The following is a 16,747-nucleotide window of genomic DNA, read 5'->3' on the forward strand; positions in this document are numbered from 1 at the left end:
GACTCTCCTAAATACGACAAAGGCTCGCAGAAATGTGAGCCTTTTTTTATGCTTTTCAAAAAACTTGAGTTATTGCTCAATTTCATATTGATGAAACAAATATGAAACGACTTTGACACAAATCGGTGTTCTAATCATCCCGCTTATATAAAAAGGGATAACTAATGAAGCACTTTATGAAACCAATTGTTACCGCAGTGGTAACCTCTACACTCTCATTCAACGTACTTTCAGCAGAAATCAAAAATGTCATTCTGATGATCGGCGACGGCATGGGACCTCAGCAAGTTGGCTTATTGGAAACCTACGCAAACCAAGCGCCAAATTCCATCTATAAAGGGAACAAAACGGCCATTTATCAACTTGCTCAAGAAGGGGTTATTGGTTCATCCCTAACGCATCCGGAAGACGCAATCGTAGTGGATTCAGCTTGCTCTGCGACCATGCTTGCAACGGGTATCTACAGCGGTTCAGAAGTGATCGGTATCGATTCACAGGGTAACCATGTTGAGACCGTACTTGAGAAAGCGAAAAAAGCAGGCAAAGCGACCGGCCTAGTGTCCGACACACGCTTAACTCACGCGACCCCTGCTTCTTTCGCCGCTCACCAACCTCACCGTTCTTTAGAGAATCAAATCGCATCCGATATGCTTGCAACTGGCGCTGATGTGATGCTATCTGGAGGGCTACGTCATTGGATTCCTAAATCGACCAACGACAAAGGTGAAACCTATAAGCAACTTGAGCAACTGACTCAAGGTGATGTTTATCTCAAATCGAAGCGTAAAGACGACCGTAACCTGCTGACTGAAGCAGAGAAAGACGGCTACCAACTGGCGTTTAATCGCAACATGCTAGACGACGCTAAGGGCGATAAACTACTTGGCCTATTCGCCTACTCAGGCATGGATGATGGCATCGCTTACAGCAACAAGAAAAAGAGTGGCGAACGAACTCAGCCAAGCCTGAAAGAGATGACACAAAAAGCGCTCAACATCCTATCCAAAAATGAAGATGGCTTTTTCCTAATGGTCGAAGGTGGCCAAATCGACTGGGCGGGACACAGTAACGATGCAGGTACTATGCTGCATGAACTGCTCAAGTTTGATGAAGCGATCCAAACGGTGTATGAATGGGCAAAAAATCGTGAAGACACGATCGTGATTGTGACCGCAGACCACGAAACAGGCTCTTTCGGTTTCAGCTACTCTTCTAACGACCTACCAAAACCACAGAAACGTTCTGGCGAAGCCTTCGCCGATCGCGACTATGCACCCAACTTTAACTTTGGCGCATTCGATATTCTTGATGGTCTATACAATCAAAAGCAAAGCTACTACGGCATGATCAGCGAATTTCAGAAGCTGGATAAAGCACTGCAAACACCTGAGAAGCTGGCTGAGATCGTCAACAAAAACAGTGAGTTCCCTATCACAGCGGAACAAGCGAGAAACGTATTAGCCAGTAAGCCGAACCCATACCGATTGGCTCAGCACAAATACTTGTCGGCAGAAGAAGTGCCTGCTATCAACGATTTCGATGCTTTCTTCCCATATAACGACCGTGGCAACCTACTTGCTCGTGAACAAGCAACAGGCCAAAACATCGTTTGGGGCACAGGCACACACACTCATACACCAGTGAACGTGTTTGCTTGGGGTCCTGCTGAAAAGATACTGCCAGTTTCGAAAATCATGCACCACTCAGAACTGGGTGAGTACATAAAACAACAAGTAAACTAGCCTGAATCTTTTTTACTCGTTTCACTTAGCGCCCTTCGGGGCGTTTTTTGTTTTAAGTTTTTAAATCTTTTAGTCTTTAAGTTAAGCAAGTAAGTAAGCAAGTAAGTTTTAAACTTAGGCGACGCCAAATAACAAAACAGCCGCTCAAGAGCGACTGTTTTAGAATAATTAGCGATTCGGATGATTCAAAATGTGGTCTTCCCAATCCACCACATCGATTTCGTATACCACTTTGTTACGAACGCTTTCACCTGCAGCGTGCATCTCGGCTTTAGAACCCGTAATCAATGGGTGCCACTCAGGAATCGGCTTGGATTCTGATAGAAGGCGGTAAGCACAAGTGTCTGGTAGCCAATGGAATTCATGAATCTTGTTACGAGTCAGCTTCAAACACTCTTCACCTGAAGTGAAGCGGTTCGGGTAGTCTTTACAAGAACATGTTTTGTCGTTTAACCAGCTGCACGCCACGTTGGTGTAGTAAACTTCATCGCTATCTTCATCCATTAGTTTATGCAGGCAACACTTACCACAACCGTCACACAGTGATTCCCACTCGTTCTCGGTCATTTGCTCTAGTGTCTTTTCTTGCCAAAATGGATTCGTCATAGGATTACTTCTTACTCTTTTACTGGGGTGCGTGTTATACCGCTAGCCCATAAAAAGTTCAAGGATAATAATTGTTCATTCTTTGATTCAATCAACAGCTGTCACTCTCATCATTTTTTGCTACTATCGCGCACCCTGTTATTTAGTGAGTTTAATTTGATGGAATGTCGCCTAGGTTGTGGAGCTTGTTGTATCGCTCCAAGTATTACATCTGCTATTCCTGGAATGCCTAATGGTAAGCCTGCTGGCGTACGCTGCATTCAATTAAATGAGCAAGATCTATGCAAATTATTTGGTCAACCTTCACGCCCGAAGGTATGTCACCAGTTCAAAGCCTGCCCTATCATCTGTGGTAAAACAGACCAAGAAGCGCTTGATAACCTTATTGAGCTCGAAGCAATAACCTAACAATACTTTTCTTCTTATATATGCCCAAGATTTCACAACTTTGATAGATCTAAACTATCTTATTGATACTGGTAAAGATTAATAAGGATAGTTATGAATAAGTATATCGCAGAAATGTTCGGTACGTTTTGGTTGGTGTTAGGTGGTTGTGGTAGTGCCGTCTTAGCCGCGGCTTTCCCTGATGTGGGAATTGGTCTACTCGGAGTTTCCCTTGCCTTTGGTTTAACCGTACTCACCATGGCTTTTGCTATTGGTCATATATCCGGTTGCCACCTCAACCCTGCTGTCACCATCGGTCTATGGAGTGGTGGTCGCTTTGATGGCAAAGATGTTGCGCCTTATATTATCGCTCAGGTGATTGGCGGTATTATCGCGGGCGGCGTGCTATTTGTGATTGCTTCTGGTCAAGCAGGTTTTGACGTTGTCTCATCAGGCTTTGCTTCGAATGGTTACGGTGAGCACTCACCGGGTGGCTATTCACTAACCGCAGCACTCGTGTGTGAAGTAGTCATGACCATGGTGTTCCTATTTGTGATCATGGGGGCAACCGATTCGAAAGCACCGGCTGGATTTGCACCTATCGCGATTGGTCTTTGTTTAACCTTGATCCACCTTATCAGCATTCCTGTAACCAACACCTCTGTGAACCCTGCTCGAAGTACTGGCGTAGCTGTGTTTGTCGACGATTGGGCTGTTTCGCAATTATGGCTATTCTGGATTGCACCGATTATTGGTGCCGTGATTGGCGCAATCATCTATAACGCTGTTCGAGGTAAAGATTAACTATAACTTTCACACAGCGAACTAACAAAGCCGCTTAACAGAAATGTCCAACTTTACGGGGTCACTTCAAACTGAGCGGCTTTTATTTTGTTGCAAGCCCCCTAGCTCCTCCACGTGATAACCTCCGGTTAACACGGATATTCCATCGGTTCATTAGCGATCCATTATCAGCCTCAGCATAATGCACGCAATTCCCTATACCTATGGACACAACAATGAACAAAACATTTCTTGTACTAGCTATCTCTTCTTTCACAGCAACAACAGCTATCGCTAGTGAATCAGCACCAACCCCTGAATTAATGCCAGAACCAATTAAAACCGAGTTTTTTGTTGGTGGCGGTTTAGGCTACCACTCAGCTAAAGCTCAAATATCAGAGCCTGGCTTTAAAGAAAGTAAAACAGCCAAAGGCGCTGCTTTCCATATTCGTGGCGGTGCTTACATTCAAGAAAACCATCGTATTACCGGTACGATTAACTTTACTGGTGACAACGAACTATGGCACAGCGGAGTTACTGACTACGATGATGAAATTAACCTAGACCTTGCACAAACCGAGTTCCTTGTTTCTTATGACTACGTTCATGCCATTAACTCTCAATTCTCCGTATTTGGTGGCGCGACTGTCGGCATGACACAGAACACTTTTAAAGGGGAGTATATTGATCTAATTGACTCTTCAGAGAATGGCTCAGCTAAATCTAAAGAAACCGACTTTGTGTACGGTTTACAAGCAGGTATCCAATACAAGATCATGAAAAACGTTTCTGCAGATTTCCAATACCGTCATATGTTTGAATCGTATTCTGAATCAGCGGAAGGTGTGAAGCTATCGATTCCAAACAACAGTGAATTTACCGTTTCTGTCGACTACCGCTTCTAATTGGATAGTGATGTTCAGCTAAAGTGAATATAGGGAAGATATTCAGACTGCCTTAATAAAGAAAAAGCCGCTTAGTGATTATTCACCAAGCGGCTTTTTTAGATCTTATGACGACCGAGTAAGGAGTGCGAAAGCGTGGTGCCATCCACCAGCTCTAGCTCACCACCGACGGGAACACCATGGGCGATACGGCTAGCGTTCACTTCATGGGCATTACATAGCTCAGCAATGTAATGCGCTGTTGCTTCCCCTTCTACTGTCGGGTTAGTCGCTAGAATTACTTCAGTGATATCACCACGACGTAAACGGTAATCCAAGACATCGAGACCGATATCACTTGGACCGATACCATCAAGTGGTGAAAGATGCCCCATAAGCACAAAGTAACGACCTGAATATTGGCCAGTTGCTTCAATGGCTGCAATATCTGCAGGGCTCTCTACTACACAAATTTGACCGTTGTCCTGACGTTTAGGATTGGTACAAATGTGGCAAGTATCTTCTTCAGTAAAAGTACGGCACTCATTACAATGACCAATTTCGGTCATTGCTTGGCTAAGAGCTTCAGCCAACTGTAGGCCGCCTTTTCTATCGCGCTGTAACAAATGAAAGGCCATACGCTGCGCCGACTTGGGGCCAACCCCAGGTAGACAACGTAAGGCCTCCATCAAATGCTCCAGCATATGACTGGTACGCATATTTAACCGTTCTAACTTTAAATAACGGCTTATTCAAGAACAAGCCGTTGGAAGAGACAAGTCTCTTATAAATAAGTCGCTTAGAAAGGCATTTTCATACCTGGTGGAAGTTGCATCCCACCAGTTACGCCAGCCATTTTCTCTTTTTGAGTCTCTTCAACACGACGAGCTGCATCGTTGAAAGCGGCTGCGATAAGATCTTCAAGCATCTCTTTATCGTCTTCCATTAGGCTTTCATCGATATCAACGCGACGAACACTGTGACTACCAGTAATCGTAATTTTTACAAGGCCAGCACCTGACTCACCTGTAACTTCCATATTTGCGATTTCTTCTTGAAGCTTTTGCATGCGTTCTTGCATTTGCTGGGCTTGCTTCATCATGTTGCCCATACCGCCTTTACCAAACATGTTATTACTCTCTGGTCTAATTGGTTTATTAAAATCATTTAAGCTACTAAGGGCTTAAATGGGGGTTAAAACACTGTGATTCAACCCCACGAGTTCAGTTCTCTGATTTGCTTTCCAAGGATGATATGCTCATCACTAAATGAAAGGCATATCGATATTGGAGGAACACTATATTGGACGAACGCTGTCTCTATCCAACTCGGCAGCAAAACGTCTTTCGATAAACTGTACGTTGGCATCGTTTTCCAAACTGGTAAACGCGTCTTTCAACTTGCTTTGATACAATCTTTCTCGCAGTTCTAGCGGCGTTTCTCCACCATCACCAATTTCAACACTCAAATGACACTCTTCTCCAAGCACAGTATTGAGAGACTGTAATAGCTCACTCCGTGCACGGTCCGTATTCAAGTGAGCCTGGCTCGCTCTTAACGTTAAGGTGATTGATGTGTCAATCTTAGTAAATACTGAGTTCAATGCTAACTGTTCAACAAGCTTGGCTGTCTCTAGCTTTTGAATCGTGGCGGACCATTCATCTTGAACAATTGACTCTTGAAGCAGTTTATCGACCATTTCTGGTGTCTTAATATGCTCTAACGCACGCTTGATCTGAGTAGGTGTAAGCTCTTTGCTCACCTCTTTCACTACAGGTTTAGACGGTTTCCAGCGATAAGGTTCATTATCGTTGGTCACATTTTCTGTCGAAGAGGCTGATAAAGAAGCTGGCGACACCCGCTCAGAACCACCGTGTTGCTGAGCAACTCGGTCAAGAACTGAAGTTTTAGCTGGTGTCGCTTTAGCCTTTTTTGGCGCCGATCCTTTGTTTTCTGTTGCTGCACCACCTCTACGTTGAGAACGCAATTGGTGACGTAAACCACTCACAGGCGAAGTTGCACGCGCTGGTTGCTCTTGCGAAGCAGAAGGAACAGAAGGTGCAACGGGAGCAACGGGAGCAACATTTGGCTGCTCTTGATTCTGATAATTAGCTTGCTGAGTCATGGGACTCATCGGCTGCTCTGTACCGTAGCTTGGACGCTCATCATAGGCAGGTGGCGCGTCATACTGACTGTGCGGGTAATCCTGTTCTGGATAACCTTGGTTGCCTGAATGATCAGCGTAACCTTGCGAATCTGAATATTGGTTCTGATTCTGCGGCGGTTGCTGTTGCACAGGCTGCTGCTGTACAGGAGCTTGTTGAGGCACTTGAGGCTGTGAAACCACTGGAGCCTGAGCTGACTGTCTCGGAGCGGCCATTGGCGCAGCTTGACTCACTGGCTGAGCAACACTCTGAACCGGATTCTGAGCTGCAGGCGCTGGGCTAGTCGACTCAGTCGAGATAGCCGTAGCAACAGTTTGTTCAGCAGGTCTGAATGCCAACATACGCAGAACCACCATCTCAATACCAACACGAGCGGTTGGCGATAATGGCAAGTCTTGACGCCCTTTCAGCACTATCTGGTAGTAGAGTTGGATATCTTGTGGGCTTAACGCTTTGCTCAACAGTTCTAGCCTTTCAGCGTCAGGCTGAGCCTTGTCTAAAGTAGACGGCAGAGCTTGATACATCGCCAAACGGTGTAATTGAGTCGCAAGTTGACTCAGCAATCCATCCCACTCAACGCCATTTTCAGCAAGAGCTTGAATGCAAGCCATCGCTAATTGTGGTTGTTTACTGCTAATCGCTTCAAGTAGATGAATCGCTTGGTCTGTATCCAGCGTTCCAAGCATGTGAGCAACAGTGTCTGTCACTACGTTGCCATTGCCTAATGCGATAGCTTGGTCTGTTAGGCTCAGCGCGTCACGCATACTGCCATCAGCGGCATGAGCAATCATTCCAAGCGCACGAGATTCAGACGTCACATTTTCTTGTTCAAGAATATGATCGAGTTGCTCGTGGATATTATCAACGCTAATCGGCTTAAGATGGAATTGCAGACAACGCGACAATATAGTCACAGGAAGCTTTTGCGGATCCGTCGTTGCGAGCAAGAACTTCACATACTCAGGCGGCTCTTCTAAGGTCTTTAGAAGCGCGTTAAAACTGTGCCTAGACAGCATGTGTACTTCATCGATTAGGTAAACCTTGAAGCGACCACGTGCAGGCTTGTACTGAACATTGTCCAGAAGCTCGCGGGTATCTTCTACCTTAGTACGTGAGGCAGCATCGATCTCGAGCAGGTCAACAAAACGACCTTCATCGATCTCTTTACAGGTTGCACACTCACCACAAGGGGTTGAAGTAATGCCTGTTTCACAGTTGAGTCCCTTCGCAAACAAACGGCCGATGGTCGTTTTACCGACACCTCGTGTACCGCTGAATAGGTAAGCGTGGTGCAACCTATTTTGGCTAAGGGCATTCTCTAATGCTGTTAAAACATGGGCTTGACCAACCACTTCTTTGAATTTGGTTGGTCGCCATTTTCGCGCTAACGCAAGATAGCTCATGAATAATTCCGAAAAGGATTAGTGACCGTCGAATTCGCAGATGCTAAACACTTCTAGACCTAAGCCTTGTAAGCGCTTGTCACCACCGATTTCTGGAAGGTTAATAACAAATGCAGCGTGTTCTACCACACCACCAAGCTGACGAATCAGCTTTGTTGTCGCTTCAATCGTACCGCCTGTTGCTAGCAAGTCATCAACCATCAGCACTTTATCGCCTTCAACGATCGCATCGGTATGGATTTCTAGCGTATCAGTGCCGTACTCAAGCTCATAAGATTGTGCCACAGTTTGACGAGGCAACTTACCCGGTTTACGAACAGGGATAAAGCCGACACCTAGCTCAAGAGCAAGAGGCGCACCAAATAGGAAACCACGAGCTTCAGTACCAACGATCTTAGTAAAGCCCATGCCCTTGTATGTGTCCACTAACAGGTCAATTGTCGCTTTGTAAGCGGCAGGATCTTCCATCAAGCTTGTTACGTCACGGAACAAAATACCCGCTTTAGGGTAATCAGGAATGCTTTTGATGCTTGCTTTGATCAGAGAGATTTTTTCTGTGTTCATAATCTTATGCACTTCATTAGGCCGCTTTCCAAACTCTCGTTAGCGAATCAAACATCAACGCTCGGAATTAAGGAAAGGTACGATTGGTATTCATTGCAACGAGAGTCATAACTCTGATTGCTGAAATAATAAACGCCCGCTATACAAGCAGGCACACTGGCTTAATGGTAGTGATTTTCTTTGCTGTCAGCAACCAACTCATGGGTTGGAAGTCGCATAAACCATGTGAGAAGAATAACAAGTACACAAATTAGGAAAACCTTGACCCAAATGAGCGGGGCAAAGTAGATCGATAACGCAAAACTCAACAAGATAAAGAACACCCCACGCGTTTTAACTTGCTTGGTAACGGCACCGTGTTGATACCAATTGTTCAACAAGGGACCCAGCGTTTTATGCTCATGCATCCATTTGTGAACTTTGGGGTTGCTTCGCATGAAACATGCACTGGCAAGAAGGAGAAAAGGCGTGGTTGGCAGAACGGGTAAAACGATCCCTAGAACTGCAAGAATGATACAAAGGCCACCAGCAATATTGAGGCTTAAAACTCGAACGCTAATTGTGGCCTCCTTGAGTTAGCTATCACCAATCGGCGATGATAACTTAACTAGAATGTTGCGTAACCATTGAATACTCGGATCAACGTAAGGGTTGCTGGTAGTAATGGAATCGCTAAAAATGCGGCTAAAAATCCTAAAAAATAGAATACATTAAACGGGTCTTGAAAGTCTTTGTTATCTGCCATGATTGCTTCTTGTTTTTGTTAGTAAAGGTAAGTATCTGGCGAACCAAACCCGCTTTGCTAAATCGACATTTAACAAAAAAGGCATAGCCACACCATTTGCGCAACTATACCTTAATCAATTATTCACAAAAACCGAGGAAATATAGGGTTAATCAGTGGACCCTTGGTGTATATCTAAACTAAAACTGGCCGATCCAAGCAGGCTCAATGATAACTGGCAGCCTTGTTCAATCGGAAGATCCCTTGTAATAAAGTTCTTCTTACAGTTCTCACCCAAGCGCTCTCCTGCTGCAATATGTTGATTCAATTCACCATTTGACCATTGTCCATCTAAACCCGCAGGTAAAATAGAGATAGTTCCCACAGCAAGATCAGCAACACCAAACAAAGCATTCACAGGGGTTGAACATTTAGAGCAACGAATCCCCTTCTCCAAAATTTCCGCAATATCTTTAAGGTCAACGTTAAAATCTTTTCTATTTCTGATGTAATCGTGGAATAACGCTCTCACCAACAATGTAGCTGCTGAGCCGCCGTTATCAGAAGACGACGAATCGACAAGGTAGAAAGCAAACTGCCCGTTCATCATCCACGCATAATCAAACACAAGCGGCATCATTTCTGTTGATTGCAGTAAACGGTAGCTGCAACGCCATGAGCCTTGTCGTGTGTCTTTCTCTGGAAGCAGCGCGTGCAATAAGTCTCTTGCAGCACTCGGGTTATCTTGCAGGTAGTTTAGATGCCAATGCAGCTCTTGGTCTTCAGGGATCTCGCCACCGTCATCAACGCAGAACCATTGGCTTGAAAAATCTCGTTGGTCTGAAATGTTATCGAACGAATCTGTCAATGTATTCGCAATCGCACTTCCTAAGTGACCGTGATCCTCTAGAGGTTTCGCTAAAAAGTCTTTGATACCAAATCGTAATGCTTTCGCCACATCAGACATATCATCAGTGCCAGACACAACGATCATAGGCAGTGACGGATACTCTAAACTGAGCTCTTCTACAAGCTCAATGCCATCCAGTATCGGCATTGATAAGTCACACACAATTAAATCTGGCGCTGAGTCTCTAAGCTTTTGCAGAGCGTCCAGCCCATTTTCAGCCTCAACCACTTTATAACCAATCTTGTCTAAGTACGCGCTGGTTATCCGGCGAAAAATAGGATCATCATCAACCAACATAACGCATTTTTGATTGAGAACTTCCTGAGCCGAGGTCATAACTGGCTGACTGTGAGTTTTGTACATAATCTCTAACCTCACAAAACTAAGTCGAATTATTATTGTTATCTGTTCTAAGAACTAATATAAAACTTAGTAATAAAATACTAAATACACAAATGTTCACTCTTTACTGGTAATTCGTGACAAGGGTTGGAATACTGGTAAATAGTGCAACGAGTTGACGTAACGCAAACATTGATCTCAATATTACGTATAAATTAGATGAGATTGTAAACAAATGTGTCTGGATTTATGAAATTAGATGATTTAAACCTCTTTCGACTTGTCGTTGAAAATGGGAGCTACACCGCAACATCGCGCAAGACTATGATTCCGGTTGCGACCATTACACGACGCATCCAAGCCCTAGAAGACTCTTTGAACCTAAGGCTTCTCAATAGACACGCGCGTAAACTCTCTTTGACAGAGGCTGGCGAACGTTTTTTCAATGAATGCTCACCGTTACTACAACGTCTATCTTCTACTGCAGAAGAACTCACTGACGTGTGTAAGGGTGCTTCTGGGAAGATTCGCATTACCGCCCCCTCAAACCTGACCAAGCGCATGATGATGCCGATGTTCAGTGAATTCATGACTCAATACCCTGATATCAATATTGAGCTGATGATGAACAACCAAGCTGATCAGCTTGATCCAACCGAGTGGGATGTCATTTTCAGAGTCGGCCCGCAACGTGATTCAAGCTTAATCGCAAGAAAGATCAGTGAAGTGAAGGATATTCTTATCGCGAGTCCTGACTACTTAGCGAAGAACCCGGCACCGAGTCATGCAGAAGAGCTCGCGAATCATTCGCTACTTAAAGGCTATCCGCTGATTAAGTGGCAGCTGAGTAATTCGAATGAAGAGACGGTCGTGAATAGCGAGAAAGGTCGTTTCAATGCGAATGCGCTTAATGTCGTAAGACAAGCCTGTTCAGAAGGCCTAGGTATCACCCTAATGCCTGACGTGATGATCCGTGAATACATTGAAGATGGTAGCTTAGTGCAAGTCTTAGAAGACTGGAGTGCTAACCCTCGTGATATTTACATGCTTTATAACCACAAAGACCACCTGCCAGAGAAGGTTAGATTGTTTATCGATTTTGTGATCGCATACCACATTCACTAAGATTCAATCCCCTTCCCCCGCAAACAAAAAAACCAGAGCCGATGCTCTGGTTTTTTATTACTCATTTTTTATGAGTACGCTAAGCGCCTTCGTTATGTAACTCTAGGTTCGCGAGATCTTGTTGGATCTCACGCTCAACCTTTGAATCGTCATTACGTAAAGAGTCTAGGAAATCTAGGTACGCTTGGTCGATATCGCCCGTTACATACTCGCCGTTGAATACAGATGTATCAAAACGAGAGATGTCTTGATTACCCATACCTACCGCCGAGATTAAATCTGGTAGCGTTTGGAAAATCAAAGCGTCTGCGCCGATCTGCTTACAAATCGTTTCGTTATCACGGCCATGAGCAATGAGCTCAGTCGCGCTTGGCATATCGATGCCGTAAACGTTCGGGAAACGAACCTCAGGAGCAGCAGAAACCATGAAGACTTTGCTTGCGCCAGAATCACGAGCCATCTCAATGATCTGCTCTGATGTCGTGCCACGAACAATAGAATCATCAACCAATAGAACGTTCTTACCTTTAAACTCAGAACGAATTGCGTTGAGCTTACGGCGAACCGACTTCTTACGCTGTTGTTGACCAGGCATGATAAACGTGCGGCCAACATAGCGGTTTTTCACGAAACCTTGACGGTATGGCTTATTGATCGCTTGAGCAATTCGTAGAGCAATATCATTCGATGTTTCAGGGATTGGAATTACCACGTCAATGTCTAGGTCTGCGTACTCTTCTTTAATACGCTTGCCTAACATCTCACCCATCTCAACGCGTGCGCTGTAAACCGAAATTTTATCGATGAATGAATCAGGACGAGCAAAATAAACAAACTCGAAAATACATGGGTTTAGTTGTGGGTTATCTGCGCATTGTTTAGTGAAAAGCTCACCATTGAATGTTGCGTAGATAGCTTCACCAGGGGCAACATCGCGCATAAAATCAAAACCAACAGCGTCTAACGCTACCGATTCAGACGCAACCATGTACTCTGTTTTACCGTTAATTTCACGCTTACCAAGACACAGTGGACGAATACCATGTGGGTCACGGAATGCGATCATACCGTGGCCGATGATCATCGCTGTCACTGCGTAAGCACCACGAATAGTACGGTGCACGTTTGCAACGGCGCGGAACACATCTTCTGAAGTCACATTACCTTTAACAGTATCGATTTCATGAGCCAATACGTTCAGTAGAACTTCAGAATCAGAGGTTGTGTTGACATGACGACGGTCTTTTTCGAACAACTTCTCACGAACTTCACTTGCATTCGTTAGGTTGCCGTTGTGTGCCAACGTGATACCAAAAGGAGAGTTTACGTAGAAAGGCTGCGCTTCAGAAGCACTCGAGCTTCCCGCTGTAGGATAACGAACATGACCAATACCCACGTTACCTTGGAGGCGTTGCATGTGTTTTGCTTCAAAAACATCTTTAACTAAACCGTTCGCCTTACGCAGACGGAAACGATTGCTTTCTATGGTACAAATACCAGCGGCATCTTGGCCACGATGCTGCAATACCGTTAAAGCGTCATAAATAGACTGGTTTACAGGTGTTGAACCCACGATTCCAACAATACCACACATGTCCTAATCCTCGATTTTCGACATTAACTGGCGCTAAAGCGCGCCAGATAAGAAACTAGATGTTGCTTGTAAATGCTCAAAGAACGGCGCAATGATTCGGCTAAACTCCGGAACCAACTGCGAATTCTCCCACCACTCAGAACTTGGGAATGCAGTAAACGCATCCATGAAAAACAACACTGCTGAGACAATCAGAACACCACGTAAGCCGCCAAAAACGACACCGAGGATTCTGTCTGTACCCGACAGGCCTGTTTTCTGAACTAGCTGACCGATGACATAGTTAACTAAGGCACCGACAACTAACGTTGCAACAAATAATGCTGCTATCGCAGTTCCGTTTCGAAACATCTCATCTTCGATATTGGTGAAGTACATGGCTAATTTAGCGTAGTACTGGCTAGCAATAAAAAATGCTCCAAACCAAATAACAAGTGACAACGCTTCTTTAGCGAAACCGCGAACTAAACTGATCACGGCAGAGAAGCCGATCACGCCTAAAATGACAAAATCTAACCAATTCATGAATTCTTCATCTTAAGTTGGCGCGCATTTTAACAGAAAAAATGCTGACGCAAACGTTTTCTTATGGATTTAACGGTTTAAATTTGAGCAATTGGCCTTTTGAACCCGTAATTTTTTCTAATTCCTTAATTTGTCGCTCAAGTTTGGATTTAGAGACATCCGGGCCAATAATTACTCGCGTAAACGTTTTTTCTTGCTTGGTGTGAGCCTGGTAACCACGCTTTTGCAAATCCTTAACAACGTTTTTTGCGTTGTCAGCATTCTTCAAAGCCATCAATTGAATAATCCAAGCACTGTCTTGGTATTCATTTTTTTCCGGTACGGGCTTAACCACCACAGCCACTTTATCCGCTTCTTTGTTACTGGAAGCCGACGCAGTTTGCTTATCTGAATTATCAACACCACTTTCAACCACTCGCTCAACCGGAGAGTCCGGCAGTGCAATCTGATCTTCAACAGGGTCGAGTACTTCAAAAACTTCTACATTACTATCAAGCTCTGGCTTAATCGGAATGCTTGCAAACTCTTCTTTATAGTGGAGCTTCTTACCATCCAGCACATCGGGCAATACAATCACACCAATGGCCACTAAAATGATGGTACCGACTAATCGGCTTTGGAATTTACTTGCCATTTAGTTTCCTTTTTTCTGCCAATGCTCCAATACTTCACCCACAGTATGGAAAGAACCGACCACCAGTACAACATCGTCACCTTTAACAGAAGCTAAAGCCGCTTCAAACGCTGCTACAGGGTTTGAATGCTGCTCTACGCCTTGAGGTAGGCTTTGACACAATTCAGCAGCTGTTGCGGCTCGTGGGCCGTTCAGCGAAGCTGGGTACCAATGTGTTGTGATTGGTGCTAATACTTCCAATGTCGCAGGGATATCTTTGTCATGAAGCATGGCGACTACAACGTGTAAATTTTTACCTGCATACTTCTTCGTTACTTGCTGCGCAAAATATTCAGCCGAATGCGGGTTGTGCGCAACATCAAGCACAATCACGGGTTGTTCGCTAATTTGCTGCATACGCCCAGGAAGCTGTGCGTTCTTCATGCCATTAACGACGTTCACATCGCTAATGCTAAGTTCTGAAGTACCTAATGCCATCAATGCTGTTGCTGCGTTAGGTAGCGGTAGGCTTGGAATAGGCAGTGATTCTAGTTGGAATGCCCCACTGCGCCAGTTCCAAGTATCGCCGTCTACATCATAGGTGTATTGAATACCCACCTGATAGAACTCAGCCTTAATGTCATCAGCATGAGCAGCAACCGTAGCTGGTGGTTTAGGTTGACCACAGATAGCCGGCTTACCACTACGATAAATACCGGCTTTCTCAAAACCAATCACATTGATGTCATCACCTAGCCAATCAACATGATCGACAGCCAAACTGGTAATCACAGAAACATCATGCTCAACGATATTCGTCGCATCTAGGCGTCCACCTAGACCCACTTCTAATAACACAACATCAACCGCTTCAATTTGAAAAGCACGTAACGCCGCTAAAGTCCCATATTCGAAAAAGCTAAGGCTGATCTCGCCGCGCTCTTTCTCAATGAAATTGAAAGACTGAACCATCTTTTCATCGGATAGATCTTGGCCGTTAATACGAACACGTTCGTTATAGCGAATTAAGTGAGGAGAACTGTAGACACCAACTGAGTAACCAGCATCCAACAGAATAGCTTCCATTAGTGCACACGTTGAGCCTTTGCCATTAGTTCCGGCAACAGTAATAACGTGTTGAGCAGGTTTGGTGAGGTTTGCCTTAGAGGCGACGGCCTGAACTCGGTCTAATCCAAGATCAATAGCGCTTGTGTGGATGTTTGATAAATAATCAAGCCACATCTCCAAAGAGGATGTGGCTTGAGGAATAGGTTGTTGACTCATCTAACTCATAACCATGATTAAGTAGGTTTGTTAGAAGGTACTTTACCCTTTTTCTGGCGCTTCTGGTACTTCATAAGTAGCTTCATTCGGTGAATCGTTCACAGAAACTACTAATGGTGAAGGCTGGTTGGTCATTTTAGCAACAAGGCTTGCAACGCGCTGACGCATCTCACGACGGTCAACGATCATGTCGATAGCGCCGTGGTCGAGTAGGAACTCACTGCGTTGGAAACCTTCAGGAAGGTCTTCACGTACAGTTTGTTCGATTACACGACGTCCAGCAAAACCGATAAGCGCTTTTGGCTCACCGATGTTGATATCGCCAAGCATTGCCAAACTCGCAGAAACACCACCCATTGTTGGATCAGTCATGACTGAAACAAACGGTAGGCCTTTCGCAGATAAACGCTCTAGAGCAGCACTGGTTTTTGCCATTTGCATTAGAGACATCAATGCCTCTTGCATACGAGCACCACCACTTGCAGAGAAACAAACTAAACCACAGTTGTTCTCAATAGCCGCATCTACCGCTTTCACAAAACGAGCACCAACAACGGAGCCCATTGAACCACCCATAAATGAGAATTCAAAAGCACACGCTACGATTGGTAAACCTAGTAGTTCACCTTTCATTGCGATCAACGCGTCAGTTTCACCACTGTTCTTTTGAGCAGTAGAGATACGTTCTTTGTAACGCTTAGAATCTTTAAACTTCAGTTTGTCTTGTGGCTCAAGATCAGCACCTAGTTCAACGCGCTCACCTTTGTCTAGGAATGTATCCAGACGGCGACGTGCCTTCATGCGCATGTGATGGTCACATTTTGGACACACTTCTAGGTTACGCTCTAGTTCAGCATGGTAAAGAACCTGCTCACAAGAAGTACATTTAGTCCAAACACCCTCAGGGATAGACGCCTTACGAGATGTTACGATGTTGCTTTTTTCTAAAATCTTTTCAAGCCAACTCATGGAAGACCTTTTTGTTTCGATTCTTACGCTTGATTGCGAAAGAAATAAATTTGGGAATTATGCGTGGGAATTAAAGCACATAAAACAGCGACTGTAGATAAAAAACTGGTTGTACCTATTTTCTGGC

At 44.6% G+C, this 16,747-nt stretch carries 18 protein-coding genes; 5 read left to right on the forward strand and 13 right to left on the reverse strand.

What is annotated here, in order from left to right:
* Positions 1-164: 164 nt before the first annotated feature.
* Positions 165-1,742 (forward strand): alkaline phosphatase, encoded by a 1,578-nt coding sequence (locus tag AC3CIA_RS11225; protein WP_488518132.1) that lies wholly within the window; start codon positions 165-167, stop codon positions 1,740-1,742.
* 168 nt (positions 1,743-1,910) lie between these two features.
* Here the strand turns inward: AC3CIA_RS11225 and AC3CIA_RS11230 are convergent, their stop codons facing one another.
* The gene (locus tag AC3CIA_RS11230) at positions 1,911-2,348 is read right to left on the reverse strand and encodes a YcgN family cysteine cluster protein (protein WP_488518133.1); all 438 of its coding nucleotides are present in this window, start codon (positions 2,346-2,348) and stop codon (positions 1,911-1,913) included.
* 159 nt (positions 2,349-2,507) lie between these two features.
* Here AC3CIA_RS11230 and AC3CIA_RS11235 point away from each other — a divergent pair, with 159 nt between their 5' ends.
* The 3 genes from AC3CIA_RS11235 to AC3CIA_RS11245 all read left to right on the forward strand — a co-directional run bounded on the left by AC3CIA_RS11235 (position 2,508) and on the right by AC3CIA_RS11245 (position 4,423).
* Complete coding sequence (locus AC3CIA_RS11235; RefSeq protein WP_004734153.1) at positions 2,508-2,756, forward strand: YkgJ family cysteine cluster protein; 249 nt, start codon at positions 2,508-2,510, stop codon at positions 2,754-2,756.
* Between the two features lie 93 nt (positions 2,757-2,849).
* Positions 2,850-3,539, forward strand: a complete 690-nt coding sequence (aqpZ, locus tag AC3CIA_RS11240) for an aquaporin Z (RefSeq protein WP_488518134.1) — start codon at positions 2,850-2,852, stop codon at positions 3,537-3,539.
* Positions 3,540-3,754: 215 nt separating this feature from the next.
* The gene (locus AC3CIA_RS11245) at positions 3,755-4,423 is read left to right on the forward strand and encodes an outer membrane beta-barrel protein (protein ID WP_488518135.1); all 669 of its coding nucleotides are present in this window, start codon (positions 3,755-3,757) and stop codon (positions 4,421-4,423) included.
* 98 nt (positions 4,424-4,521) lie between these two features.
* Here AC3CIA_RS11245 and recR read toward each other — a convergent pair whose 3' ends face one another.
* From recR to AC3CIA_RS11280, 7 genes are all read right to left on the reverse strand, one after another.
* A complete protein-coding gene (gene recR, locus AC3CIA_RS11250) occupies positions 4,522-5,121 on the reverse strand; it encodes a recombination mediator RecR (RefSeq protein WP_017111149.1) in 600 nt (199 codons plus the stop codon).
* Positions 5,122-5,201: 80 nt separating this feature from the next.
* Positions 5,202-5,531: a YbaB/EbfC family nucleoid-associated protein gene (locus AC3CIA_RS11255; protein WP_004734156.1), complete on the reverse strand. Its 330-nt coding sequence runs from the start codon at positions 5,529-5,531 to the stop codon at positions 5,202-5,204.
* A 168-nt stretch (positions 5,532-5,699) separates the two neighbouring features.
* Positions 5,700-7,970, reverse strand: coding sequence for a DNA polymerase III subunit gamma/tau (gene dnaX, locus AC3CIA_RS11260; RefSeq protein ID WP_488518136.1), 2,271 nt, complete (start codon positions 7,968-7,970; stop codon positions 5,700-5,702).
* Positions 7,971-7,988: 18 nt separating this feature from the next.
* Entirely contained in the window at positions 7,989-8,534 is a 546-nt protein-coding gene (gene apt, locus AC3CIA_RS11265; RefSeq protein ID WP_004734171.1) for an adenine phosphoribosyltransferase, read from the reverse strand.
* Positions 8,535-8,695: 161 nt separating this feature from the next.
* Positions 8,696-9,067, reverse strand: coding sequence for a YbaN family protein (locus tag AC3CIA_RS11270; protein ID WP_065204975.1), 372 nt, complete (start codon positions 9,065-9,067; stop codon positions 8,696-8,698).
* A gap of 74 nt (positions 9,068-9,141) precedes the next feature.
* Positions 9,142-9,279, reverse strand: coding sequence for a hypothetical protein (locus tag AC3CIA_RS11275; RefSeq protein ID WP_004734169.1), 138 nt, complete (start codon positions 9,277-9,279; stop codon positions 9,142-9,144).
* A 148-nt stretch (positions 9,280-9,427) separates the two neighbouring features.
* Complete coding sequence (locus tag AC3CIA_RS11280) at positions 9,428-10,531, reverse strand: response regulator (RefSeq protein ID WP_004734168.1); 1,104 nt, start codon at positions 10,529-10,531, stop codon at positions 9,428-9,430.
* A 228-nt stretch (positions 10,532-10,759) separates the two neighbouring features.
* Between AC3CIA_RS11280 and AC3CIA_RS11285 the strand changes: the two genes are divergently transcribed.
* On the forward strand, positions 10,760-11,635 hold the full coding sequence (locus AC3CIA_RS11285; RefSeq protein ID WP_004734167.1) for a LysR family transcriptional regulator: 876 nt from the start codon (positions 10,760-10,762) through the stop codon (positions 11,633-11,635).
* 79 nt (positions 11,636-11,714) lie between these two features.
* On the opposite strand, the gene purF is transcribed toward AC3CIA_RS11285, so the two are convergent.
* The 5 genes from purF to accD all read right to left on the reverse strand — a co-directional run bounded on the left by purF (position 11,715) and on the right by accD (position 16,620).
* Positions 11,715-13,229 carry an amidophosphoribosyltransferase gene (gene purF, locus AC3CIA_RS11290; RefSeq protein ID WP_004734166.1) on the reverse strand — a complete coding sequence of 505 codons (1,515 nt, stop codon included), beginning with the start codon at positions 13,227-13,229 and terminating at the stop codon, positions 11,715-11,717.
* A 33-nt stretch (positions 13,230-13,262) separates the two neighbouring features.
* Entirely contained in the window at positions 13,263-13,754 is a 492-nt protein-coding gene (locus AC3CIA_RS11295; protein WP_004734165.1) for a CvpA family protein, read from the reverse strand.
* Between the two features lie 61 nt (positions 13,755-13,815).
* Positions 13,816-14,388, reverse strand: coding sequence for an SPOR domain-containing protein (locus AC3CIA_RS11300; RefSeq protein ID WP_017084069.1), 573 nt, complete (start codon positions 14,386-14,388; stop codon positions 13,816-13,818).
* Positions 14,389-15,651 (reverse strand): bifunctional tetrahydrofolate synthase/dihydrofolate synthase, encoded by a 1,263-nt coding sequence (gene folC, locus AC3CIA_RS11305; RefSeq protein WP_171313157.1) that lies wholly within the window; start codon positions 15,649-15,651, stop codon positions 14,389-14,391. It lies immediately after the preceding gene.
* Between the two features lie 42 nt (positions 15,652-15,693).
* Positions 15,694-16,620, reverse strand: coding sequence for an acetyl-CoA carboxylase, carboxyltransferase subunit beta (gene accD / locus AC3CIA_RS11310; RefSeq protein WP_004734162.1), 927 nt, complete (start codon positions 16,618-16,620; stop codon positions 15,694-15,696).
* Positions 16,621-16,747: the final 127 nt, after the last annotated feature.

The sequence above is a fragment of the Vibrio sp. QJM3NY_27 genome (assembly GCF_057785955.1).